This is a genomic window from Verrucosispora sp. WMMD703 (assembly GCF_049178935.1).
GTDB lineage: Bacteria > Actinomycetota > Actinomycetes > Mycobacteriales > Micromonosporaceae > Micromonospora > Micromonospora sediminimaris.
In genome coordinates this window covers 3241040-3264863 of sequence record NZ_JBMHMM010000004.1, presented here as the reverse complement: position 1 = coordinate 3264863, position 23824 = coordinate 3241040, and the positions used below count along the sequence as shown (strand labels likewise).

General features: G+C 69.8%; 19 protein-coding genes. 7 read left to right on the top strand and 12 right to left on the bottom strand.

Annotated features, from left to right (window positions below; genetic code table 11):
* Positions 1-10 precede the first annotated feature (10 nt).
* From ACN26Z_RS15495 to ACN26Z_RS15485, 3 genes are all read right to left on the bottom strand, one after another.
* Positions 11-868: a DUF4253 domain-containing protein gene (locus ACN26Z_RS15495; protein ID WP_421461895.1), complete on the bottom strand. Its 858-nt coding sequence runs from the start codon at positions 866-868 to the stop codon at positions 11-13.
* 89 nt (positions 869-957) lie between these two features.
* Positions 958-1638: a potassium channel family protein gene (locus tag ACN26Z_RS15490; protein WP_093402154.1), complete on the bottom strand. Its 681-nt coding sequence runs from the start codon at positions 1636-1638 to the stop codon at positions 958-960.
* Positions 1631-2989 (bottom strand): TrkH family potassium uptake protein, encoded by a 1359-nt coding sequence (locus tag ACN26Z_RS15485; protein WP_421461893.1) that lies wholly within the window; start codon positions 2987-2989, stop codon positions 1631-1633. Before ACN26Z_RS15485 ends, ACN26Z_RS15490 begins: the two co-directional genes overlap by 8 nt.
* 269 nt (positions 2990-3258) lie before the next feature.
* Between ACN26Z_RS15485 and ACN26Z_RS15480 the strand changes: the two genes are divergently transcribed.
* Together ACN26Z_RS15480 and ACN26Z_RS15475 are read left to right on the top strand one after the other, a co-directional pair.
* Positions 3259-4251, top strand: coding sequence for a sigma-70 family RNA polymerase sigma factor (locus tag ACN26Z_RS15480; RefSeq protein WP_421464657.1), 993 nt, complete (start codon positions 3259-3261; stop codon positions 4249-4251).
* Positions 4252-4316: 65 nt separating this feature from the next.
* Positions 4317-5156 (top strand): YybH family protein, encoded by an 840-nt coding sequence (locus ACN26Z_RS15475; protein WP_421461892.1) that lies wholly within the window; start codon positions 4317-4319, stop codon positions 5154-5156.
* A gap of 22 nt (positions 5157-5178) precedes the next feature.
* Here ACN26Z_RS15475 and ACN26Z_RS15470 read toward each other — a convergent pair whose 3' ends face one another.
* Positions 5179-6282, bottom strand: a complete 1104-nt coding sequence (locus ACN26Z_RS15470) for a sugar kinase (protein WP_421461891.1) — start codon at positions 6280-6282, stop codon at positions 5179-5181.
* Positions 6279-6917 (bottom strand): bifunctional 4-hydroxy-2-oxoglutarate aldolase/2-dehydro-3-deoxy-phosphogluconate aldolase, encoded by a 639-nt coding sequence (gene eda / locus ACN26Z_RS15465; RefSeq protein ID WP_282238667.1) that lies wholly within the window; start codon positions 6915-6917, stop codon positions 6279-6281. The genes ACN26Z_RS15470 and eda overlap by 4 nt, the downstream gene beginning before the upstream one ends.
* 46 nt (positions 6918-6963) lie before the next feature.
* On the opposite strand from eda, the gene ACN26Z_RS15460 reads away from it, so the two are divergent.
* Complete coding sequence (locus tag ACN26Z_RS15460) at positions 6964-7740, top strand: IclR family transcriptional regulator (protein ID WP_421461890.1); 777 nt, start codon at positions 6964-6966, stop codon at positions 7738-7740.
* Between the two features lie 129 nt (positions 7741-7869).
* A complete protein-coding gene (locus ACN26Z_RS15455) occupies positions 7870-8883 on the top strand; it encodes a LacI family DNA-binding transcriptional regulator (RefSeq protein ID WP_093402148.1) in 1014 nt (337 codons plus the stop codon).
* Between the two features lie 142 nt (positions 8884-9025).
* Here ACN26Z_RS15455 and ACN26Z_RS15450 read toward each other — a convergent pair whose 3' ends face one another.
* Genes ACN26Z_RS15450 through ACN26Z_RS15435 form a run of 4 tightly spaced genes read right to left on the bottom strand, consistent with a single transcriptional unit; the run spans position 9026 to position 13869 of the window.
* Positions 9026-10747 carry an amylo-alpha-1,6-glucosidase gene (locus ACN26Z_RS15450; RefSeq protein ID WP_421461889.1) on the bottom strand — a complete coding sequence of 574 codons (1722 nt, stop codon included), beginning with the start codon at positions 10745-10747 and terminating at the stop codon, positions 9026-9028.
* Between the two features lie 57 nt (positions 10748-10804).
* Positions 10805-11626 (bottom strand): carbohydrate ABC transporter permease, encoded by an 822-nt coding sequence (locus ACN26Z_RS15445; RefSeq protein ID WP_421461888.1) that lies wholly within the window; start codon positions 11624-11626, stop codon positions 10805-10807.
* Positions 11623-12603, bottom strand: a complete 981-nt coding sequence (locus ACN26Z_RS15440; protein WP_421461887.1) for a carbohydrate ABC transporter permease — start codon at positions 12601-12603, stop codon at positions 11623-11625. The genes ACN26Z_RS15445 and ACN26Z_RS15440 overlap by 4 nt, the downstream gene beginning before the upstream one ends.
* An 18-nt stretch (positions 12604-12621) precedes the next feature.
* Complete coding sequence (locus tag ACN26Z_RS15435; RefSeq protein WP_421461886.1) at positions 12622-13869, bottom strand: sugar ABC transporter substrate-binding protein; 1248 nt, start codon at positions 13867-13869, stop codon at positions 12622-12624.
* 270 nt (positions 13870-14139) lie between these two features.
* On the opposite strand from ACN26Z_RS15435, the gene ACN26Z_RS15430 reads away from it, so the two are divergent.
* Positions 14140-15969, top strand: coding sequence for an RICIN domain-containing protein (locus tag ACN26Z_RS15430; RefSeq protein WP_421461885.1), 1830 nt, complete (start codon positions 14140-14142; stop codon positions 15967-15969).
* 90 nt (positions 15970-16059) lie between these two features.
* On the opposite strand, the gene ACN26Z_RS15425 is transcribed toward ACN26Z_RS15430, so the two are convergent.
* Positions 16060-17436 carry a glycosyl hydrolase family 18 protein gene (locus ACN26Z_RS15425; protein ID WP_421461884.1) on the bottom strand — a complete coding sequence of 459 codons (1377 nt, stop codon included), beginning with the start codon at positions 17434-17436 and terminating at the stop codon, positions 16060-16062.
* 169 nt (positions 17437-17605) lie between these two features.
* A complete protein-coding gene (locus ACN26Z_RS15420) occupies positions 17606-18772 on the bottom strand; it encodes a GH12 family glycosyl hydrolase domain-containing protein (protein ID WP_421461883.1) in 1167 nt (388 codons plus the stop codon).
* Between the two features lie 422 nt (positions 18773-19194).
* On the opposite strand from ACN26Z_RS15420, the gene ACN26Z_RS15415 reads away from it, so the two are divergent.
* Both ACN26Z_RS15415 and ACN26Z_RS15410 read left to right on the top strand, forming a co-directional pair.
* A complete protein-coding gene (locus ACN26Z_RS15415) occupies positions 19195-20640 on the top strand; it encodes a right-handed parallel beta-helix repeat-containing protein (protein ID WP_421461882.1) in 1446 nt (481 codons plus the stop codon).
* Positions 20641-20696: 56 nt separating this feature from the next.
* A complete protein-coding gene (locus ACN26Z_RS15410; protein ID WP_421461881.1) occupies positions 20697-22280 on the top strand; it encodes a glycoside hydrolase family 43 protein in 1584 nt (527 codons plus the stop codon).
* Between the two features lie 59 nt (positions 22281-22339).
* Here ACN26Z_RS15410 and ACN26Z_RS15405 read toward each other — a convergent pair whose 3' ends face one another.
* A complete protein-coding gene (locus ACN26Z_RS15405; RefSeq protein ID WP_093402138.1) occupies positions 22340-23710 on the bottom strand; it encodes an endo-1,4-beta-xylanase in 1371 nt (456 codons plus the stop codon).
* Between the last annotated feature and the right edge of the window lie 114 nt (positions 23711-23824).

Below are 23824 nucleotides of genomic sequence, written 5' to 3'. Positions count from 1 at the left end.
ACCACCCGGGTCAGTCCCACCAGAACGCCCAGGTCGGCGCGTCGACGATGCGTTCGGCGTAGGCGGCCAGGGTGCACGGCCGCTGCCCCTGCCAGACGTTGTCGGGGCAGAAGGCGAAATGCTCGGCCGCCACCCGCAACGCCTCGGTGGTCTCCTCCGGAGGCGCGGCGACGCTCAGATACAGCTCGGCGAAGCCGACCCCGATCACCCGGACCCCGAACCGGTCCTCCCAGCTGCGCAGCACGGCCGACAGCCGGCCGGGATCGTTCGTGTGGTTGGCCGCGCCCAGCCAGCCGAGGACGGCCAAGGCGTCGCTGCCCCGCTCGGCGGGGACCAGGCCGAGGCGCATCGCCGGTTGGGCCAGCGACAGCTGCTCGGCCCAGTGGTCCGCGTGCCGCTCCGGCGTGGTCCACGGCTCGCCGGGCGGCGCCAGCCCCGGCCAGTCCAGCCCGTACGGGGCGGTGACGGCGACCCGCCGGTCGTTGGACAACTGGTCGTCACCGTCGTAGGGGGCCGTCTGGCCGGCCCACCAGCCGGCGAGCAGCCGCTCCGGATCGTGTTCGGCCGGTGACGAGCCGCGCTCGGGCCAGAACTCGCCGTCCTCCCAGGGCCGCGTCGGCTCACCCTCGTAGCAGTCCAGCAGCAACGGCCACAGCCCCGACTGCGCGTGCGCCGCGTGCAACCGCGACCACAGCCCGGCCGGCGCCGGGTCGTCACTCAGCCACAGCGTCGGCCGGTCCGCGTCACCCCCGTCACCGCGCACCGTCCGGCCGGGCGGCAGCGGCACGGACAACGTCCGGGGACGCGCAGCGGCGTCCACGAACAACTCCAGCAGGTCGGGCGGCATCTCGTTCAGCTGTGCGGTCACGACGCGTGAGGATAGCGGCCAACTCCGACAATCCTCCGCGACAGGCCGGTCGGTGGACGCAGCCGGACCGCCGTCAAGGTAAAGCCCGCTCACTCCGCAGCGGCGAATCTCTCGACGTTGTCGACCGGGCCGACGACCAGGATCAGGTCCCCGTAGCTCAGGACAGTGTCGGGGGTCGCGTGGGTGAAACCCGGCCGTCGCCCGCCCACGGCCGCCTCAGGCTTCACCGCCACCACTGTCACCCCCCACCGGCTGCGCAGCCGGGACTCACGCAGCGGCATGCCGACCACGTCGTGCGGAGGCTTGGTCTTGATGACCGCAAAGTCCGCGTCCACCTCGACGTAGTCGAGAATGCGGCCGGTGAGCAGATGGGCGGTGCGTTCACCCATGTCGTGCTCGGGTGCGATGACGTGGTGGGCGCCGACGCGAGTCAGGATGTTGCGGTGCTGCCCGCTCACGGCCTTGGCCCAGATGTCGGGGATGCCTAGCTCCGAGAGCAGGCTGGTCGTCAGGATGCTGGCCTGGATGTCGGTGCCGATCGCCACGACCGCCCGGTGGAAGTCGCCGACACCGAGTTGCCGCAACGCCTCGATGTCGGTCGAGTCCGCGGTGATCACGTGCGGAAGTTGCCCGACGAGGCTCTGCACGGTCTTCGGCTGGCTGTCGATGCCGAGCACCTCGGTACCCCGCTTGGCCAGTTCGAGAGCCAGAGCGCTGCCGAAGCGGCCCAGACCGATCACGACGACCGGCTCGTTACGGATGTCAGCCAACGATCGTCCTCTCCTCGGGTAGTTCGAAACGCCGATTACGGTCCCGCAGCGCCAGCGCGGAGGCCAACGTGAGCGGTCCGATCCGGCCGGCGAACATCAGCAGTACGAGCAGCACGTCGGCCTGCGGCGGCAGGTCAGCGGTGATGCCGGTGGACAGGCCGACGGTGCCGAACGCCGACACCACCTCGAACAGGACCGCGTCGAGCCGGTACGGGGTGATGGCCAGCAGGATGAAAGTGGCCACGGCCACCGTGCCCGCGCTGAGCAGAACGATCGCGAGAGCCTGACGCTGGTTGCTGGCAGGAATCCGGCGGTGGCCCACGTTCACCTGAGTCTCGCCCCGCATCTCGGACCACAGCACGAAGGCGAGCAGCCCGAAGGTGGTGACCTTGATGCCGCCGGCCGTCCCCGCGCTGCCACCGCCGATGAACATCAGCACGTCGCTGGCGAGCAGGCTCTCCGGACGCATCGCACCGATGTCGACGCTGTTGAAACCGGCGGTACGTGTCATCGCGGAGGCGAAGAACCCGGCCAGCAGTTTCTGTGGCCCGTTCAACGGGCCGAACGTCCCCGGATTCGCATACTCGGCGAGGGTGAACACCGCGGTGCCGAGTGCCAGCAGCGCGACGGTGAGCGCGACGGTTATCCGGGTCGTCACCGACCAGTACGCCGGGCGACGCCAGGTGCGGACCAGTTCGAACACGACCGGAAATCCCAGCCCACCGAGGATGACGGCCGCCGTGATGGTCAGGGTGATCCAGGGGTCGGTCACGTAACCCATCAGGCTGTCCGCGTACGTGGAGAAGCCGGCGTTGTTGAACGCGGAGATCGCATGGAAGACGCCCTCGTAGAGCGCCGTACCGAACGGGCGCTGGTACGCGGTGGCGAACCGGATGGTGAGCAGCGTGGCTACGACTGCCTCGCTGACGAGGCTGAACACGACGATACGACGCACCACGCCGCGTACGTCGCCCAGGTTGAGACTCTTGGTTTCGGCCTGCGCGAGGAAGCGGGCACGTAGCCCGAGCCGACGCGACAGCAGCACGGTGAACAGCGTGGCCAGGGTCATGATTCCGAGGCCACCGATCTGGATGAGCAGCAGGATGACCACCTGCCCGAAGGTGGACCAGTAGCTGCCGGTGTCGACGGTGACCAGGCCGGTGACGCACACCGCCGAGGTGGCGGTGAAGAGTGCGTCCACCAGTTCTGTGCGATTTCCCGATCGCGTCGCCGCGGGCAGGGACAGCAGACCGGTGCCCACCATGATCGCTCCGGCGAAGCCCACGGCGATCATCTGCGCCGGATGTCGAAACCGGTCACCACGTCGCTGCCAGGCGGGCCGTCGGGTCAACGGGCGCACGATCGGCCGCCCGACCTTTGCTCGCGCCGGCTGGGACGATCCGAGGTGCTGACAACCCGTCCGACGAACCGGTCCACCGGTCGCCTCTGGTCAGCAGCGATCACCATAGGGCGCATCCTCCCACGGTCGAACCGTCCCGGTCCCGGCCCGGCAGGTGGAGGTGACCGGCGCATCAAGGTCCGGCGGCGTACCGTGCCGGTGTGGAGCCTGATCGGACGTCCGGGCAGCGACCGCGCCGGACGGAAGGGTCGGAGGCGGAGCTGCTGTCGGCGGCACGCGCCGGCGACGGTGCGGCGTTCGGCCTTCTGGTCGGGTCGCTGCGCGACGAGTTGCGGGCGCACTGCTACCGGATGCTGGGCTCGTTGCACGACGCGGAGGACGCGGTACAGGACACGCTCGATCGGGCCTGGCGCGGTCTGGATCGCCTCGACGACCATGCCGGGATCCGGCCCTGGCTGTACCGGATCGCGACGAACCGGGCGTTGACCCTGATCGGGCGGCGACACCGGCGGGAGCTGCCCACCGACCTACGCGCCGACACCAGGCCGACGAGCGAGGTCGCCTGGTTGGAGCCGTACCCGGATCGGCTGATGGCCTGGGCCGACCACCTGGGCCCGGCAGCTCGGGTGATCGCCCGGGAGAGCGTCGAGCTGGCGTTCGTCACCGCGCTGCAACACCTGTCAGCCCGGCAACGCGCGGTCCTGCTGCTGCGTGACGTGCTCGGTTATCCGGCCCGCGAGGTCGCCGACCTGCTGGACACCACGGTCGTGGCGGTCAACAGTGCGTTGCGGCGGGCCCGTGCGGTGCTCGCCGGCCTACTGCCGGACCGGACCCAGCAACGAGCCCTCGGCGCGCTCGGCGACCCCGCGCGGCGCGATCTCGCCCGGCGGTACGCGGCAGCCTGGGAGACCGGTGACGTCGAGACCCTGGTGGCGATATTGACCGAGGACGCACGCTACTCGATGCCGCCGCAACGGGTCTGGTACCAGGGTCGCAGCGCGATCCGCGGCTTCCTCGCCGAGGCGGTGCTGTCACACCGCTGGCGGTTCCTGCCGGCCTCGGCGAACGGACAGCTGGCCCTCGGCACGTACCTCTGGGACGACGCCCAGGCAGGCTACCGGCCGGCTGGTCTGGATCTGCTGACGCTGGATGGCAGCCGGGTCAGCGAGGTGGTCTCCTTCCTCGACGCACCGTTCCCGGAGTTCGGCCTGCCCGCCCGACTTTCCGAGGACGACCTGGCCACCTCGCGGTGAGTTCGCGTGCCGCCCGGGGTTGTAGGGGTGACGGACCCGATCGACCCGGAAGGACCGAGCCGAGCATGAGCCACGAGGAACAGATTCGCGAACTGATCGAACGCTGGGCCAGGGCGGTACACCGGGGGGACCTAGGCACGGTCCTCGCCGACCACGCCGAGGACATCGTGATGTTCGACGTGCCGCCGCCGCAGCAGGGAGTGCGTGGCCTCGACGCGTACCGGCAGACCTGGCTTCCGTTCGTCCGCTGGCAGGCTCAGGGTGCGTCGTTCGACATCGAGTCGCTGGAGGTCACCGCCGGCGACGAGGTGGCATTCGCGTACGCCCTGCTGCGCTGCGGCACGCCGGCGGACCTGGCCGAGGCGCCCGACCGGCGGTTGCGCCTCACCCTGGGCCTACGCCGCCACGACGACCGTTGGGTGGTCACCCACGAGCATCATTCGTTCGCCCTCGACCCGGCACCCGACCGGGACTCCGCCTCCGACGAGCGGGAACTGTACGAGTTGCACGAGCGGTGGTTCGCCGCGACGGCGGCCAAGGACCTCGACGCCCTGATGGAGCCGATCGCCGCCGATGTCGTGTCGTACGAGCACGAGGCGCCGCTACGGTACGTCGGGGAACCGGCGGTACGCGAGGTCTGCCAGGCCGGCCTCGACGCCTCGGGTGACGGTGCGGTGAGCTGGGAGGTGCCCGACCAGACGCTCATGGTCGACGGTGATCTCGCCGTGTCGTGGGGCCTGAACCGGGTACGGGTCGCCCGCTCCGGTGATGCGACCGTCGAGAGCTGGTCGCGCGGTACCCGAGTGTTCGCCCGACGCGACGGCGGCTGGCAACTGGTGCACCAGCACCTGTCCTACCCGTTCGACCCGGTGACCGGTGCCGCCCGGACCGACCTGCTTCCCTGAGCTGACCGGTCCGGGGCCGCGGTCAGCGTTGCACGCGGGCGCCGGCCCCGCGCACCAGCGCTTCCACCTCGGCCAGGCTGGCCATGGACGTGTCGCCCGGAGTGGTCATCGCCAGCGCGCCGTGCGCGGCGCCGTACTCCACCGCGAGAGCCAGGTCGCCGTCGCGTTCGAGCAGGCCGTAGATCAGCCCGGAGGCGAAGCTGTCGCCGCCGCCGACCCGGTCGAGGATCTCCAGGCCGGGTCGGTGGGTGGCCTCGGCGAACGCGCCGCCGGCCCAGGCCACGGCACCCCAGTCGTTCACGGTCGCGCTGCGTACCCCGCGCAGGGTGGTCGCCACCACCTTGAAGTTGGGGTACGCCCGGACGACCGCCTCGATCATCGCCTTGAAGTTGCCGGCGTCCAGCGCACCGCTGTGGATGTCGGTGTCGGGTACCGGGAAGCCCAGGCAGGCGGTGAAGTCCTCCTCGTTGCCGATCATCACGTCCACCAGACCGGCGAGCCGGGTGTTCACCTCCCGCGCACGCTCCTGACCACCTACGGCCTTCCAGAGGCTGGGGCGGTAGTTCAGGTCGTACGAGACGAGGGTGCCGTGCCGACGGGCGGCGGTCATCGCGGCCTCGGCTGTCTGCGCGGCCGTCTCCGACAGGGCGGCGTAGATGCCGCCGGTGTGCAGCCACCGCACCCCGAGCGTGCCGAAGAGGTGGTCCCAGTCGACGTCGTCCGGCTTGAGCTGGCTGGCGGCGGAGTGGCCCCGGTCGGAGGTGCCGACCGCGCCGCGTACCCCGAAACCGCGCTCGGTGAAGTTCAGTCCGTTGCGGACGGCGCGGCCGATCCCGTCGTACGGCAGCCAGGTGATCAGGCTGGTGTCGACGCCGCCCTGGAGGATCAGGTCTTCCAGCAGCAGGCCGACCTCGTTGCGGGCGAACGCGGTGACGACAGCGGTCCGCAGGCCGAAGCAGCGGCGCAGCCCCCGGGCGACGTTGTATTCGCCGCCGCCCTCCCAGACCCGGAACTGCCGGGCGGTGCGGACCCGACCCTCACCGGGGTCGAGCCGCAGCATGACCTCGCCGAGCGAGACCAGGTCGTAGTGGCAGTCGGTCTTCGGCCGAGGGTCCACCGCGCTCACACCGCACCTCCTGCGGCGGCCAGCGCCTCGCGGGTGCGGGCGGTGATCTCGTCCCACTGCTCGCCGGCGATCAGGTCGGCCGAGACCATCCAGCTCGCGCCGACCGCCAGGACCGCCGGCAGGGCCAGGTAGTCGGCGATCACCGCAGCGGTGATCCCGCCGGTGGGAATGAACCTGACGTCGCGGAACGGCGCCGCCAGGGCCTTGATCATGGCTGCCCCGCCGAGCTGCTGGGCGGGGAAGAACTTGACCACGTTCAGACCGGCGTCGAGGGCCATCTGGATCTCGGTGGCGGTGGCCGCCCCGGGCACCACCGGCACGCCGGCCTGCTGGCAGGCACGGACCACGGCCGGCGCGAAGCCGGGGGTCACCACGAACCGGGCACCGGCCCCGATCGCCCGCTCGGCCTGCTCGACGGTGAGCACCGTCCCGGCCCCGACGGTCAGGTCACCACGGGCGGCAAGCGCCGCGATGGCATCCAGCCCGGCCGCGGTACGCAGGGTCACCTCGACCGCGGTCAGACCACCCTTGACCAGTGCGTCACCGAGTGGATCGGCGTGCCGCGCGTCGTCGAGCACCACCACCGGCAGCACCCGACCGACAGGCAACTGTTCAGAACCATGAACGTTGGTCACGTACGTGACCATACTGGAGGCGTACGCCCTTCGCTAGTCTGGCCTTGTGCCCACCGCGCCCGAGGATTTCCAGCCCGTGAAGTCGGCTGGACGTACCCTCGACCTGCTCGAACTGCTCGCCGATCAGCCGCAGACCTGGGCGCTGGGCGACCTGGCCCGCGCCCTCGCCATCCCGAAGAGCAGCCTGCACGGCCTGCTGCGCACCCTGGTCGGCCGAGGCTGGGTGCAGACCGACGAGAGCGGCACCCGCTTCCGGCTCGGCCTGCGCGCGCTGCGGGTCGGTGCCGCCTACCTGGACGGCGACGACCGGGTGGGCCTGCTGTCCGGCGTGCTTGACGAGTTGTCCCGTCGCTTCGGTGAAGCCGTGCACCTCGGTCGACTCGACGACGACCAGGTCGTCTATCTCGCGAAACGGGAGTCGGTGCACCGCCTGCGGCTCTACAGCGCAATCGGCCGCCGGCTGCCGGCACACGCCACCGCGCTGGGCAAGGCGCTGCTGGCCGAGCTTCCGGACACCGATGTCGACCGGATGCTGAACTGGCCGCTGGCCCGCCTCACGCCGCACACGGTCACCGAGCGCGAGGCCCTGCACGCCGCCCTGGCGACGGTGCGGACCACCGGGCACGCCGTCGACCGGGAGGAAAACGCGGAGGGCATCCGCTGCTTCGCGATGGCCGTGCCGTTGGCGAGTCCGGCGGTCGACGCGGTGAGCGTCTCGGTGCCGGTCAGTCGCCTGCGCCCGGAACTCGAAGCGGCGATCGTCGCGGCGCTACGGGAACTGGTCGGTGGACTCGCTCAGACCCGGAGCATGCTGAGCGCGTGATGTCGGCCTCCCTCTCCCCGCACTGAACACCGGGTCGGACGCTCGGCCCCGGGGTGCCTGAACGGCGGCGTTGACCCTGCCCAGCACCCCTCATAACCTGAGTGAATCGATTCGACTGCGAGGAGCGGGATGAACATCGGGGAGATCGCCCGCCGCGCGGGCGTGTCCCGCAGCACCGTGTCGTACGTGTTGAGCGGCAAGCGGGCGGTGTCGGAACCGACCCGGCAACGGATCCAGGCCGTCATCGACGAGTTGGACTACCGTCCCAACGCCAACGCCCGAGCGTTGAAGGAGGGCCGCACCCGCACCCTCGGCCTGGTCATCCCCCCTGCCAGCCAGCGGCTGACCGACATGCAGCTCGGCTTCGTCGCCAGCGTGGTCGAGGCCGCCGCCCGCGCCGACCTGGACGTGCTGCTCTCCCCCTCCGGCGGCGACCACGACCGGTCGTTCGAACGGATCGTCACCGGACGCCGCGTGGACGGCGTGATCCTCATGGAGATCCGGTTGGAGGACGACCGAGTGACCCGGCTGCGGCAGAGTCGACTGCCCTTCGTCACCATCGGCCGCACCGCCGAGCCGACCGGCACCAGCTGGGTCGACGTGGACTACGAGGGTCTGATCGCGCGGTGTGTGCACCATCTGGCCGACCTGGGGCACCGGCACGTCGCCCTGGTGAACCGCTCGGCCGAGCTGGTGGCCGCCGGCTACGGACCCGGGCACCGCGCCCTGGCCGGGTTCTCGCACGCGGTGGCCGAACGCGGGCTCACCGGCGTCGACCTGTGCTGCGGTGACGACGCGCCCGCTGGCGAGGCCGCCATGAGCCGGCTGCTGACCACCCGTCCGGAGGTCACCGCCGTTGCCACAATCAACGAGGCCGCCCTGCCCGGCGTACAGCGGGCCCTGGCGGCCGAGGGCCGGCTGGTGCCTCGCGACTTCTCCGTGGTCGGGGTCGCCGCCGCGCACTGGGCCGAGGATTTCCGTCCGCCGTTGTCGGCCGCGGACGTGCCCACCCTGGAGATGGGTGCCGAAGCCGTGGCGCTGCTGCTCGAACGGATCGCCGCCCCCACCGCCGCTCCCCGCCACCACCTCTACCAGCCCCCCATCTCGCTGAGAGCCAGCACCGCCCCACCCCCTCCCCCCTGACCCCCTCCCCCCTGACCCCCACCCCCCTGACCCCCACCCCCACCCCCACCCCCACCCCCACCCCCACCCCCACCCCCGACCGCAGCGTTGATCAAGAAGTTTTCGCCGTGCCCGGCCGCGCGGCGCGACGAAAACTTCTTGATCAACCAGGTCGGTGGGGTGGACGGCGACGGCGGTGGTGGGCGGCGGCGAGGATGAGATAGCTGCTGGCGGTCCAGGTGTAGGCGCGGTCGCGTAGGCCCGCGCCGGTCTCGGCGTCGAAGTTCTCCGCGAAGCCGGACTTCTCGCACAGGGCTCGGAACCGCTGGCTGATGTCATCGGCGAATCCGATGTGCCCGGCCCGGCGCAGGCCGTCCTCGATCAGTACGGTGGCAGGCGCCCAGATCGGCCCACGCCAGTAGCCGTCGGCCGCGTAGTGCGGGGAGTCAACCGGCTCCGTGGCGAGGCCGTGTGCGGTCAGATGGCGCTTGAGACCACCGGCGAGCCCGGCGCTCACATCGGCGGGCAGGTCGGCACCGAGCACGATGGGCATGAGGTCGAGCAGACTCGTGCTCGACCTCAGCCGACCGGTCCTGGCACTGCGGGCCACGAACCGCTGGCCGTCCCAGAGCGCGCCGAGCAGCTCGGCGCGGATCTGGCTCGCGGTGCGACTCCACTGCCCCACCTCCTCGGGCAGCCCCAACTCCCCGGCCAGGTCCGCGAGCTGACGCAGCTGCAACAGCAGCAGCGCGGCGAGATCAGGTGTCTCGACGGTCCGATCGCCGTCGAAGGTGGTCGCGTTGTCCCATCCGCTGTCATTGCCGTGCTGGTAGTGCGGCAGATGATGACCGGACACCCGGCGTTGGTCGAGCCAGAAGGTCGTCCAGCGGGCAAGCCGGCGGTACATGTCGGAAAGCTCGTCACGCGACAGTGGCCGGGACAGCCGCTGCCGCAGCTGCCGCAGCGCCCAGCCGTGCACCGGCGGCTTGACGTAGTTGTGCAGCACCTCGGAGTGGGCGACAGAATCCGGCAACGCACCCGTCGGGTCCTGATGGTCGAAGGGTAACTGGACCTGGTGCCAGGCCAGCTCGGCGTCCGCCTCGGCGAGGGCCAGGGCGTTGAAGCAGTGGTCCCAACTCCACACCTTGTTCATCCAGTGCTTGGACATCAGCACGGCAGGCCGGGCGAGAAAGCCGCCCGGCGCGACAGTCGCCGACCACAGCACGTACGCGGCTAGTTCGGCGGCGGGAGTCTCGGAGCTGCGCCAGGGTGCCAGCCGGTCGACGAAGCTGGCGAACTCGGCAGTCGTCGACCTGACGAGCTGATCGAAGTCACGGTCGCCCGGGTAGCGGCGGCGGGCCGACTCGTACTCCTCGACAGCGATCTCCCACGGCTGGTCGGCCGGCAGCTCCACCGCCCGCGCGGCGGTGCCGAGCGCCTCGACGCCGACGGCACGGGGGTCGCCGCGAAGCGACGTGACCCGGTAGCGGCGGCCGGTCTCGTACGAGGTGAAGACGTACGAGTCATCGACCGGGTCGTGGAGGAGGTAGGTGCCGCTGAACGGGGTGAGGGTGTCCCGCGCGGCGGCGATCCGCAGGCCGATTCCGCGGCCGCGCAATCGCACTGCGTCCCGGCCGTCGTAGGTCACCTCGATCAGGCCGGTGCGGTTGCGCCAGGTCAGCAGCGCCGCGCTGGCCGTCACCGTGGTGTCGGCCGAAGGCGTCAGCCGAAGCACCGGATGCATCCCGGTCTGGTGTGAGACCAGATGCAGCTCGGATGCCTGAGTGTGCGCTGCCACCACCGGCGAGATGCTGAACCAGGACCCGTGGTAGCTGAACGGAATCTCCTGGATGGAGAAGGTCGGGCCGGTACGGACGACGGTCATGATCGGCGACTGCCTTTCGGGGTGCGGTTGGTGCGGCTGCTCCGAGAGCCGGCCGGATCAGTCCTTGATGGCGCCGGCGGTGACCCCGGCGGCGACGTAGCGTTGCGCCAGCACCAGCAGCAGGGTGGTGGGAATGGACGCCACCACGGCGGTTGCCATGATCGCGTTCCACTGCTGGTTGTTGTTGCCTATGTACTGGTAGATGCCGAGGGTGATCGGCCGATGGCCGCCACCGCTGGCCAGGGTGGCGGCGAAGACGAAGTCGGACCAGGCCCAGAGGAACGCGAACAGCGACACGGTGACGATCGCGTTCCGGCTCACCGGCAGCACCACCGACCAGAACGTCCGCAGCCGGTTGGCGCCGTCGACAAGCGCGGCCTGGATCAGGTCGTCCGGTATCCCGGACATGAAGGCGGTGAAGATCAGCACCGCGAAGGGGACCGCGATCGTCGAGTCGGCCAGGATCAACCCGGGCACGGTGTTGAGCACGCCGAGGTTGAGGTAGATGGCGTAGAAGCCCATCGCCATGATGATGCCGGGGATCATCTGCGCGATCAGCAGGACGAACCGGATCGCCCCGCCGCCGGGCGGCCGGAGCTTGGCCAGCGCGTACCCGGCCGGGGCGGCCAGGACCAGGGTGACCAGTACGGTACCGAGCCCGACGACCAGACTGGTGCCGACGTACGGCAGCTGCTGGCTGAGCACGGCTCGGTAGCCGTCGAGGGTGCCGTCGATCGGGAACAGGTGCGGCGGGCTCTTGCGCATGTCCTGGTCCCGGGTGAACGAGACGTTGATCATCCAGTAGACGGGGAAGAGCATCAGCCCGGTAAGCATCACTCCGAGCCCGGTTCGCCACCAGCCACGCGTCGGTCGGCTCATGACAGCCGCTGCCGACGCTCGAAGCCGAGATAGAGCCCGCCCGCGGCCACCGCCAACAGGATCAGCAGGTTTCCGACGGCCGCCCCGGACCCGAACTCGGGCAGCAGGTTGCCGAACCCGAGCCGGTACGACCAGGTGGCCAGGGTGGTCGACGAATCCGTCGGGCCACCCCTTGTCATGATCCAGATCAGGTCGAAGACCTTGAGCGTGTAGACCAGCCCGAGCAGCAGTGTGATCGCCGAGACCGGGCGCAGCAACGGCCAGGTGATCCACCGGAAGCGCTGCCAGCCGCCGGCTCCGTCCAGCTCCGCCGCCTCGTACAGCGGACGCGGGATCGCCTGTAGGCCGCTGTAGAGCACGACCAGGTTGAACGGGATGCCGATCCAGATGTTGGCGATGATCACCGAAACCAGCGACCACCGCGGTGAGGTCAGCCAGTTCACCGGATCCACGCCGACCAGCGCGAGCGCGGCGTTGACCACCCCGGCCTCGCTGTTGAGCAGCCACGACCAGGTGGACGCCGACACGATCAACGGCAACAGCCAGGGTACGAGGAACAGCGCGCGCAGCGTACGCGAGAGCGGAAAGTGCCGATGGAAGAAGAGCGCCAGCAGCAGCCCGATGGCGAACTGGAAGGCCAGCGACGCGGCGGTGAAGACGAGCGTGTTGAGCAACGCCGACGGGAACGTCGGCGCTGAGAGCACCGCCCGGTAGTTGTCCAGCCCGGCGAACGGCGCACCACCCTGGACGAAGGAGCGGACTGTGTACTCGCGCAGGCTCAACTCGACGTTGCGGTACAGCGGATAGGCGTAGAAGGCGACCAGGTAGCCGGCCACCGGGGCCAGGAAGGCCCACGCCGCCCACCGGGAACCGCTGGGGTGGCGACGGCGTCGGTGTGCCGGTGGGGCGGTGCTCGCTGCCCCACCGGTCTCGCCCACCGTCGCGGCTCGCGGGGTACGGGTGACGTCGATTCCCATGTCGGGTGGCGTGCCTGGTCAGCTCGTCGCGCTCACGGCGGCCTGCTGCGCGGCCGACAGCGCCTCCTGCGGCGTCTGCGCGCCGCTGAGCGCGGACTGCACCGCCGTCCACAGCGGCTCGGAGATCCTCGGATACCGGGTTCCGAGGTCGTCGCCGGTGCGTTCCTTCGCCGCCTTCACCGCGTCGACCCAGACCTTCAGCTCGGCGTTGGCCGCCACCTGTTGCTCCTGCACCGCAGCGACCGGGGCGATGTAGGACAGCGTGGTGTCCGTGGTGAGCAGGTTGTCGCCGCTGGTCAGGCAGGTGACCAACTGCTGCGAGGTGGCGTACCGTCCGGTGTCACGCTGCACCGGCATGGAGATGAACTCACCTCCGGTGGGTGCCGGGGCGGTGCCGCCGGTACGGGCCGGGACGGGGATGATGCCGTACTCGAAATCCAGCTTCGCCGCGTTGGCCAGCTGCCAGGTGCCGTTCTCGCTGAACGCGTAGTCGCCGCTGGCGAACTCCTGCCAACTTGTGGTCTGCGTGTTGTTGATGACGGAGTTGGGGGCGTGGCCGGCGGCCAGCCAGTCGCTCCAGAGGGTCAACGCCGCCACCGCCGGTGGCGCGTCCAACGCGGTCAACTGGGCACCGGCACCCCAGAACCAGGGCAGGAACTGGAAGCTGCCTTCCTCGGTGCCGATCGCGGAGAAGGTGATGCCCTTCTTGCCGGCTGCCTTGACCTTGACCAGCGCCGCGGTGAGTGAGGGCCAGTCCGTCACCGTGGTGATGTCCACTCCCGCCTCGGTCAGCAGGTCCTTGTTGTAGTAGAGGGCGAGGGTGTTCGCACCGATGGGTACGCCGTACGTCTTGCCGCCGCTCTGCCCGGCGCCGAGCAGGTTGGGTTCCATCGCCGACACGTCGAGGTTCGTCTCGTCGGTGGTGGTCAGGGTGCCGGCCTCGGCCAGGGTGGAGATCACCGGGTTGTCGATGATCAGTACATCCGGGGAGTTGCCCTGCTGCGCGGCGAGCAACGCCTTGTTCGTCAGGTCGGTGGTGTCGTAGCCGGTCCGTTCGACGGTCACCCCGGCCGACGTGCCGCAGCCCTTGAGCAGTCGGACCCAGTCGGAATCGTCGGTGAACTGCGGGTACGGGTCCCAGATGGAGTATGTCCCACCGGCCTCGGTCGACGGGGACTCCGTGGAACAGGCGACGGCTGTGGCGGCGACGGCGACTGCCGCCAGGGCGGCACCGATGGCACGCCCGCGCGGGATGGATCGGGTCATCTGACGCCTCGCTTCGATCGCTGTGGTGGAAGGTGCGCAACATCAGCCCACTGTCGAACCGATTCGCCGAATCGGTTCGGCCGACCATAGGCCCGGCCGAGCGACCCGGTCAAGAGCGGGCGAGACGAGGTCCGCCACAGTGTGAAACGTGCGCTTCACGCTGGCGTCACGGCGTTGACATTTACAACCGTGAACTCCTACGCTCCGCAGCGAATCGATTCGCCAACGCCCTCCGCCCTCGGACGTGCTCCCGTCGCAAAGGAGTCCCCAGTGCCACTCCCCCGCACGAGCAGACCAGGACCTCTCCGCCGCCTCGCCGCCCGACTCGCGGTCGGTGTTCTCGCGGCCACCGCCGTCGTCGCGGTATCCACGCCGGCCCAGGCCGCGGACGAGTCGATAAGCGTGAACTTCTCGAGCACCAGCGGCGCACCGACGTACCGCGCGGCCGGCTGGATCTACGGCATGACCGAGAACGCCTCCGGCCCGGCCGATCACTTCTATCGGGACGTGAAGTTCCGGTACATGCGTGCCGGTGGCGCACAACTGCCCGGCAGCGGCTGGGTCGGCGGAAACTACGAACGCCGGTGGAACTCCACCCTCGCCCAGGCTCGCCGGACCAACGCTCTCGGCGGCGAGTTCATCCTCCTGCCGCACGACCTGTGGGGTGCCGACGGTGCCGCGATCTCCCGTTTCCCCGGCGACAACGGCAACTGGACCGACTACGACAACTTCCTCAACCGGGTCATCAGCGATGTACGCGCGGCCGGACTGACGGTGCAGTGGGACATCTGGAACGAGCCCAACATCACGCTGTTCTGGAACCGCCCGATCTCCCAGTACTTCGAGTTGTGGCGCCGCACCTACCAGCGCATCCGGGCCGAGTTCCCCAACCAGCTCATCGTCGGGCCGAGCTGCGCCTGCGTACCCTCGACCAACCACGCCTTCTGGAACCAGTACCTGGACTTCGTCCGCTCGACCAACACGGTGCCGGACATCGTCAGCTGGCACGCCCTGCCCGGTGATCCGGTGGCCAACGTCGCCGCCGCCAACGCGACACTCGACCCGCGCGGCATCCCGCACCCACGGCCGTACCAGATCAATGAGTACGCCGCCCCGGACGAGCAGAACCCCGCCGACGGCGCCTGGTACATCGCCCGTCTGGAGCGCGCCCGCGCCGACGGCCTGCGGGCGAACTGGGCCAGCGCCGGCAACCTGCACAACGACCTGGGCAACCTGCTGGTGCGCAACTCGGCCGGGCAGCATCAGCCGAAGGGCGAGTGGTGGGTCTACCGCTTCTACGGCTCGCAGACCGGGCAGATCGTTTCGGTCTCGGCCAGCCCGTCGTACGACGCCTTCGCCACCAAGGCGACAGGTTCGGCGAAGGTGCTGCTCGGTGGGGGCCGAACCACCGGAAACCTCACCGTCAACCTGCAACGGCTCGACACCACGGGCATCGTGCAGAACAACCAGGTCCGGGTGCTCACCCAACGGATTCCCCACAACGGCGGCGGCGCGGTGCAGGGCCCGGTCACCGTCTCGAACAGCGTGGTGAGCGTGAGCGGCAACAACGCCACCGTGACGGTGCCCTACGCCAACCAGACCGACACCTACACGCTGACCCTGCTGCCGCCCGGCGACGGCGGCTTCCAGTCGGTGGCCGTGGCACAGCACTCCCAGCAGTGTCTCGACAACACCGACCGCAACACCGCCGACGGCAACGTGCAGCAGCAGTTCCACTGCGAGGGTGGCGACCAGCAGCTGTGGAACTTCCAGCCGGTCTCCGGGGTGGCGAACACCTACACCGTGGTAAACCAGCAGACCGGCAAGTGCCTGGACGTCAACGGGGTGTCCACCGCCGACGGCGCGGCGGTGCACCAGTGGGGCTGCCACGGTGGTCTCAACCAGCAGTTCACCCTGCGCAAGGTGACCTACCCGGGCAACGACCCACACGACTACCAGTTGGTGGCCCGACACAGCAACAAGTGCGTCGATGTCAGCACCATCTCCACCGCGCCCCGCGCCCCGGTCCACCAGTGGACCTGCAACCCGGTGGGCCAGGGCGGCCCACTCAACCAGACCTGGCGGCTGTGGGGCCGGTGACCGCCGATCCCGGCCGATGAACGAGCCCGCCGGCCGAGGCGGCCCCGTCCCCACCGGGACGGGGCCGTCGTGGCGTTCCGGGCGGGCGGGTCAGGCCGGTAGGCGCCAGACCTGGTTGGTGCCGCCGAAGCAGTCCCAGATCTGGAGCCGGGTGCCGTCGGCGGAGCTGTTGCCGGTGGCGTCGAGGCACCTGTTCGACGCCGGGTTGCGTAGCGTGCCGTTGGACTGGGCCTGCCAGACCTGGGCGCCGGTGCCGTTGCACTCCCAGAGCTGGATCGGGGTGCCGTTTGCGGTGCCGGCGCTTGTCACGTCCAGGCACTTGCCCAGGGCGCGCAGGGTGCCGTCGGTGGCCACGGTCCACCGCTGCGCGTTGGTGCCGTTGCAGGTGTAGAGCTGGATGGCGGTGCCGTTGGCGGTGGCCGCAGCGGCGACGTCGACGCACTTGCCGGCGATGCCGGTGATCTGGCCGGTCCGGCCGGTCGGCGGCGGGGAACCACCCATCACGGTGTCGTAGATCGCGCTGACCAGCGACGTCGAGCCACCGGTGTCCTGGGTCAGTTCCCAGTTCATCATGCCGCCGGCGTTGGCCATCGCCCACTGGGTCTTGCGCTTGACCGTCGGTACGCCGTTGTAGCACTGCTGAGCGCCGCCGACGATGGTGCAGTCCCGATTGGCATTGGCCGGGTCCATGCCGACCAACTGGGTGTAAGTGTAGTAGCCCGGTCGGCTGTAGAAGGGCACCCCGAGGATCGCCTTGCTAGCCGGCAGGCCGCGAGCCTTCCAACCGTTCACCGCGTTTATCGACCAGTCGTAGTTGGCGTGGGGACTACCGCCGTCGTACGCCATGATGTTGAGAAAGTCCACGTGGTTGAAGACCGACGTCGGTACGCCGTCGCGGTAGTAGCCCTCCGCCACCACCGCTGCGGTGAGCAGCTTGCCCTGTGGGCGCAACGCGTTGCTCAACTGCTGCATCAGCAGGCTGAAGTTGTTGGCCGAGGTGCCCGGGTCCGGGTACTCCCAGTCCATGTCGACTCCGTCGAGGCCGTACTGGTTGACGAAGTTGACCACGCTGTTGACGAACGTCGTGCGGGTGCCGGCGTTGGCCGCGAGTGCCTCGAAGGCGCTGTCGTCACCGTCGTTCCAGCCGCCGATGGCGATGGAGACCTTGACGTTGTTCGCCCGGGCCAGCGACACCAGCGAGGTGAGCTTGCTCGGATTCTCCACCGCGCGCAGGGTGCCGTTGCTGTTGGGCAGCACGAACGCGTAGTTGATGTGGGTGAGCTTGGTGTACTGCACCGAGTTGACGTTGCCGGTCCAGGACGGCAGGTAGCCCACGCTCTTGAAGTTGCCGGGCAGGACCACCGCCTGCGCGGCGGTAGGGGCGACGGTGAGAGTGGCGCCGGCGGTGACCAGCGCGAGCAGACCGGCGGCGAGGGCCGAGCGCGGCCGGGGACGTGGTGGGGACATCGAGGACCTTCCCGTGGCAGGTGAGGGTGCCGTGCCGCCACGGCCGGTCGTGTGGAGCCGCCGATGACCGGCCGTGGCGTACGGGTGCTTGGTTCCTCGAGGCAGCCAAATCTTAAAGAGTGTTTACGGTAGTGGTCAATGACGCCCTTCGATCAAAGCTGCGGCCGGATCAGCCGACGGTGACCTGGTACAACGTCGTGTTGACCTCCCCGCTGCCGGTGAAGATCTCCGGTCCCGCCTGGACGCTTGTCAGGTACTTCGAGCGGTTCATCCAGCCCCGGGACACCACGTCGTCGGTGAAGTCGCGGATGTTGAGCGTCGCGCTTGTGGTGTTGCTGGTCCGTACGTAGGAGTAGACGTTCCAGGTGCCCACGTAGCCACGCCAGACCTCCCAGGTGGTACCCGCGATGGTGACGGTGCCCTGGCGACTGCCGGCCGGGGACGCATTGGAACGGTAGAGCCAGATCATCAGCTCGTCGGTGGGCTGGTCCGCCGAACCCGGGTTGGCCATCGGGTGGAACCACATGTCGTACGCGACGTTCATGTTCGAGGCGCCGTTGGAGGTGACGTTGAAGCGCCAGTTGGTGTTGACGTCACGGTTCGCGGAAAGCTGCACCGGCAGCCCGGTGTTCGGCCGCCGCCAACCCCAGTGCCAGCCGAGGATCGCCGCCGCGTACGACTTGACGCTGCTCGGGTCGCCGCTCCAGGTGTAGCTGGTCCCCCAGTAGATGGGGTCTCCCGGCCCCCCGTTGGACCAGATGCACTGGCTGCCGGTGGCACCGGTGGCGCCCCACTGGTTGTTGGGGATCCAGTACTTGCCAATGTCGATCAGATCGTCGCTGTCGCACAGCCGACCGGTGGGGGGATAGTCGGGCACCGGCGGCGGCGTGGTGCGGGTCGGCGTCGGGGTCGGACCGGGGTTGCTGGAGCCGGTGCAGGTCACCCCGTTGAGCGCGAACGCGGTCGGTACCGGGTTGCTGCCGCTCCACGAGCCGTTGAAGCCGAAGCTCGCGGTGCCGTTGAGGCCGATCGCCCCGTTGTACGACACGTTCGCCGCGGTCACCTGCGCGAGGTCCTGGGTCACGGTGGCGTTCCACGCCTGCGTGACCCGCTGCCCTGCGGCGTAGGCCCAGGTCAGACGCCACGACGACACCGGGTCGCCGAGGTTGGTGATTGTCACGTCGGCGTTGAAGCCGCCCTGCCACTGCGCGGAGACCGTGTATCGCACGGCGCAGCCGACCGTCGCGGCATGTGCGACCGCGACTCCGACGGCGGCGGTGACGACGGTGCTGGCCACCGCGGCGGCGAGCAGGGCGAGGCGGGTGCGTTTCACCATTGGTCCTCCTTCAGTCCTGGCCGCCACGTGGGCGGCCGGGACTGTTCGCGTTCACGACAGCGGCGGATCCGGCGTGCGGTTCGTGATCGCGTACGGAGGCGGCAGCCGGCAGCGGCATGTGCGTGGCCCGGATCGCGCCGGTGGCGCTGGTCCTGGCCGTCGCGGCCCATCTCGCCCGGCGACCGTGCCCGAGAAGTCGCCCGGCGGACACGGCGCCGGCTCGGTCGCCCTGCCCATCATCGATGGCTGACGCTGCGACGGTACGACGATGCACAGACAGCAGTCAATGAGGGGCTTCTAGTCCACAGTGGCCCGTCGAGATCCACTGTCGATTTGTAGTCAGTCCGTGGGGCCGCCGCGTCAGTACCCTGATGCCACCCGGTCTTCGGTGTCGCCCTGTCGAGAGGTCCAGCATGGCTGGTATGTCCGGCACACCAATCACGGTTTCCCTCGTCGTGGCGGTCGCCGCCGGGCTGCCCGCCATGCCGGCACCGACGTACGCCGACGGGCTGCTCGCCGAGGTGGCCGTCACCCTCAGCGGTACCGATTCCGCGGAATGCGGTGCCTCGGCCGCCCCCTGCCGCACCGTCAGCCATGCCGTGGGCCGGGTCGCCTCCGGCGGCACGGTCCGGATCGGGCCCGGCTGGTACGACGAGAACATCATCGTCCCGGACGGCCTCGCGGTCAGTCTGATCGGTGTCGGCATGGACGTCACCGTCCTGAACGGACGCCAGCGCGCCACCGTGGTGGACTCGTGGGACGGCGGCGCACTCGAGGTGGCGGACCTCAGCATCGTCAACGGTGTCGGCGAGGGTGCCCTCGACGGCGGCGGAATCACCAGTGCGGCACCGCTGACCGTGCGGCAGGTTCGGCTGTGGCACAACGCGGGTGAGGTCGGCGGCGGGATCGCGGCCTACGCCACCACCAAGGTCAGCGGAAGCATCATCAGCGGAAACAGCGCTCGGTCCGGTGGTGGCGGTATCTTCTCGCGGTTCCACGGGTTGACTCTGGAGAGGTCCACGGTTGGCGGCAACCGCGCCGCCGTCGCAGGTGGCGGCATCTACGCGGTCTTCTCGGCGACGCGGATCACGGACTCCACGATCACCGGCAACATGGCCGGTACCAGCGCGAGCGGAATCCTCGTCGCGCACGGGGACCTGCGACTGCGGCACACCACGGTCGCCGGCAACCAGGGGCCAGCGGCGCTGGTGACCTCCGGCGATCCGAAACATGCACATGACATCACCGCGTCCCTGTTCACCGGCAATGCCGGCGGAGACTGCGTGCTGATCCACTCGCCCGCCATCGACCTGGCCAACCAGAACGTCAGCGCCGACGGTAGTTGTGGCCGGCAGGTGGCGGCGGTCGACATCGACCTGCGCCCCGTCGCGGAGCTGGCCACCGGCACGACCCCGACGCACGCGCTCGGCGTGGCGAGCACGATCCGCGGCAGCATCCCGGCCGGCGACCCGCTCTGCGACGGCGCCGACCAGCACGGCCAGAGCCGCCGTAGTTCGCTGGCCGGCGGCTGTGACCCGGGCGCGTACCAGTCGGCTCCGGTGCCGTTCAACGCGATCCCGCCGCAACTGAGCGGACTCGACAGCCCGATCGACCCCTACGGATCGGTGGGCAGCGCGACGCCCGGGGTCTGGCCGTTTCAGCGGAACCTGGTGTACGCCTTCCAGTGGCAACGCTGCCACCACTCCGAACCGGTCTGCGTGTCGATTCCGGACGCCGTCGGCAGGACGTACCGAGTCACCGAGGCCGACGCCGGCAGTCGGCTGCGGGTACGGGTCGTCGCGACAAGCGCCACCGGAATCAGTCAGCCGGCCTACTCGGCGATCACCGAATCGATCGGCTACGGCTGATCGGGCCCCGTCCGGAGCTGACGCCGCCGGCACCGAGGTGCCTAGCATCGGTCGGCATGACGGCCACCTCGACCACGTTCCGCAATCCCGTGCTCTCGGGCTTCCACCCCGATCCGAGCATCTGCCGCGTCGGCGACGACTACTACCTGGTCTGTTCGAGCTTCGAGTACTTTCCCGGCGTACCGATCTTCCACAGCCGGGACCTGGTGAACTGGCGGCAGATCGGCAACGTGCTCGACCGCCCCGGCCAGTTGCGGCTCCCGCCGGACACGCACGCCTCGCGCGGCATCTTCGCACCGACGATCCGGCACCACGACGGCCGGTTTTGGATGATCACCACGGACGTCACCCTCGGCCGGCACCTGCTCGTCACCGCCATCGACCCGGCCGGGCCGTGGTCGGACCCGGTCTACTTCGACCTGCCGCACGTCGATCCGTCGCTGGCGTGGGACGACAACGATGACTGTTGGTTGACCGTGTCCGGGGTGGAGTCCTATCGCGTTGATCCGCAGGCCGGCACCATCCTGGAAGGGCCGGTACCGATGTGGTCCGGCACCGGTGGGCAGTACCCGGAGGCCCCGCACCTCTACCGGATCGGCGAATGGTGGTACCTGCTCGTCTCCGAGGGCGGGACCCACACCGGGCACGCGGTCTCCATCGCCCGGTCCCGCAGTATCCGGGGGCCGTTCGAACCGGGGCCGGTGAACCCCTTCCTCACCCACCGCAGCATGAGGCGTACGGTGCAGGCCACCGGCCACGCCGACCTCGTCCAGGCCGGAGACGGCAGCTGGTGGATGGTCCTGCTCGGCATTCGCGCCAAGGGCCAGTGGCCGCCGTACCACGTGCTCGGTCGGGAGACCTTTCTGGTGCCGGTGCGGTGGGTGGACGGTTGGCCGGTGGTCGACCCGGTCGAGGAGGTCATGGCCGCCCCTGCCGGCAGCCCGCCCGCGCTCGCCCCGTCCCCAGACGCTGGCGGGTACCGCGAGGACTTCGACGGCGGCGAGCTGTCGCCGCGCTGGATCTCCCTGCGTCACCGGCCGAGGACGAGCTGGTCGCTCACCGAACGGCCGGGATGGCTCATCCTGCACGCCGACGGTACGACCCTCGACCGCGCCGGGGCGACGCTCGTCGCCCACCGGCAACTGCATCACGACTGCCGGGCCAGCGTCCGGGTCGATCCCGGTACCGGGCGGGCCGGGCTGACCCTGCGCCTGGACGAGGCGCACCACTATGACCTTGAGGTCGCCGACGGGACCGTACGGGTGATCGGCCGGGTCGGACCGTTCCGCCAGGTGTTCGGCGAGCGACAGGTGCCGCCCGGGCCGGTCACCCTCACCATCTCCACAAGGACGCACAACCTGCTGCCGCCGACGGCGACCGCCGCCGACCAGGCGGCGGCACCGGGAGCACCCTTCGGCGTACGCCCCTCCGCCTGCGACATGGTCACCTTCGCGGTGAACACCGAGCAGGGCCCTGTGGTGCTTGCCGAACTCGACGGCCGCTACCTGTCCACCGAGGTCGCCGCCGGCTTCACCGGCCGGGTCTTCGGCCTCTACGTCACCGACGGAAGTGCCGCCTTCAACTGGTTCGACTACCAGCCGGTGGCGACCGGCGCGCCGGGTGCGTCGACGACGCCGTGACCGAACGAGGACCGGCCGTGCGGGGGCGAGCCCCGCACGGCCGGTGTGGTTCGGCCCGGTCAGCCTGCGGTGCAGGACCTGATCTGCGGTCGGGCGCTGGAGTTGCCGTTCATCATCGTGGTGAAGCCGAACGTGTTGCCGCTGCCGTTGGAGCGCATCGTCATCACGTTGCCGCTGCTGTCCCAGGTGGGGCTGCCACTCCAGGTGGCGGAGATCCGCTGCGGCGGGGTGATGGCGACGACCACCGACCAGGTGCTTGCCCCATTGACCGTCACGGAGGTGTTGTAGCGGTCACCCCAGACCTGGCCGGGCGTCACCGTCGCGGTGCACCCGCCACCGGGCGGCGGAGTGGTCGGGTTGCCGGTGGGCGGCGGGGTCGTCGGGTTGCCGGTGGGCGGAGTGCCGTTGTTCAGCGCGGTGAGCACGGCGTCGTACGCCGGCTTCTTCTGGCCACTGCCGTTGAACAGCAGCGGGTTCTCGCTGGAGCGCCACGAGTCGGAGTCGCGGATGCCCCAGACGGTGATGCCCTTGCAGCGCGCGACAGCGAGGCAGTCGTTCACCACGTTGCGGTACGCGTCGGTCGGGGCGTTGCGGATGTCCAGCTCGGTGATGTGCACGTCGACGCCGAGGGCGGCGAAGCTGGACAGGGTCGTGCGGTAGTTGCTCGGGTAGTTCGAGCCACCGGTGAAGTGCGACTGGAGGCCGACGCAGTCGATGGGCACGCCACGGCTCTTGAAGTCCTGGACCATCCGGTAGACGGCCTGGGTCTTCGCGTCGTTCCAGTTGTCGATGTTGTAGTCGTTGTAGCACAGGTCGGCGTTCGGGTCGGCCTGCCGGGCAGCGCGGAAGGCGGCCTCGATCCAGTCGTTGCCGGTGCGCTGGAGGTTCGAGTCACGGCGAGCGCCGCTCGACCCGTCCTGGAACGCCTCGTTCACCACGTCCCACCACTCGATCTGGCCCCGGAAGTGGGTGGCGACCTGGGTCACGTGGTTGAGCATGGCGTTGCGCAGCGTGGTGCCGGACATGTTCTGCATCCAGCCAGGCTGCTGGGAGTGCCACGCCAGAGTGTGTCCCCGGACCAGCATGCCCTGGCTGCGGGCGTGTTGGACCAACCGGTCGGCGTTGCCGTAGTTGAACTGCCCCTGGTTCGGCTGGAGCGCGTCGATCTTCATTTCGTTCTCGGCGGTGACCTGGTTGAACTCGCGGTTCAGGATGGTCGTGTAGGCCGAGTCGTTGAGCCTGCTCACCGCGACGGCGGTGCCGAAGTAACGACCGCTTTCAGCCGCCGAAGCACCAAGGGTGCTCGCGGCGCTGGCGCTGCCGGGCAGGACCACGGCGCCCGCGGTGGCGAGCAGGCCGACGGCGGCGGAGACAACGAGCGCGGCGCGCAGTCGCCTCGACCGTCCAGGTGCTCGGGAAGAGTTGGCCATGACGCTCCTTCCGGGTCCGGTGGCCCGATGGGGGCAGCATGAATCCGGACGTATGGTTGCGGAAAGGGTGGACCGTGCGCACCTCGGCCAAAGGGATCGCATCGGCCTTACTGG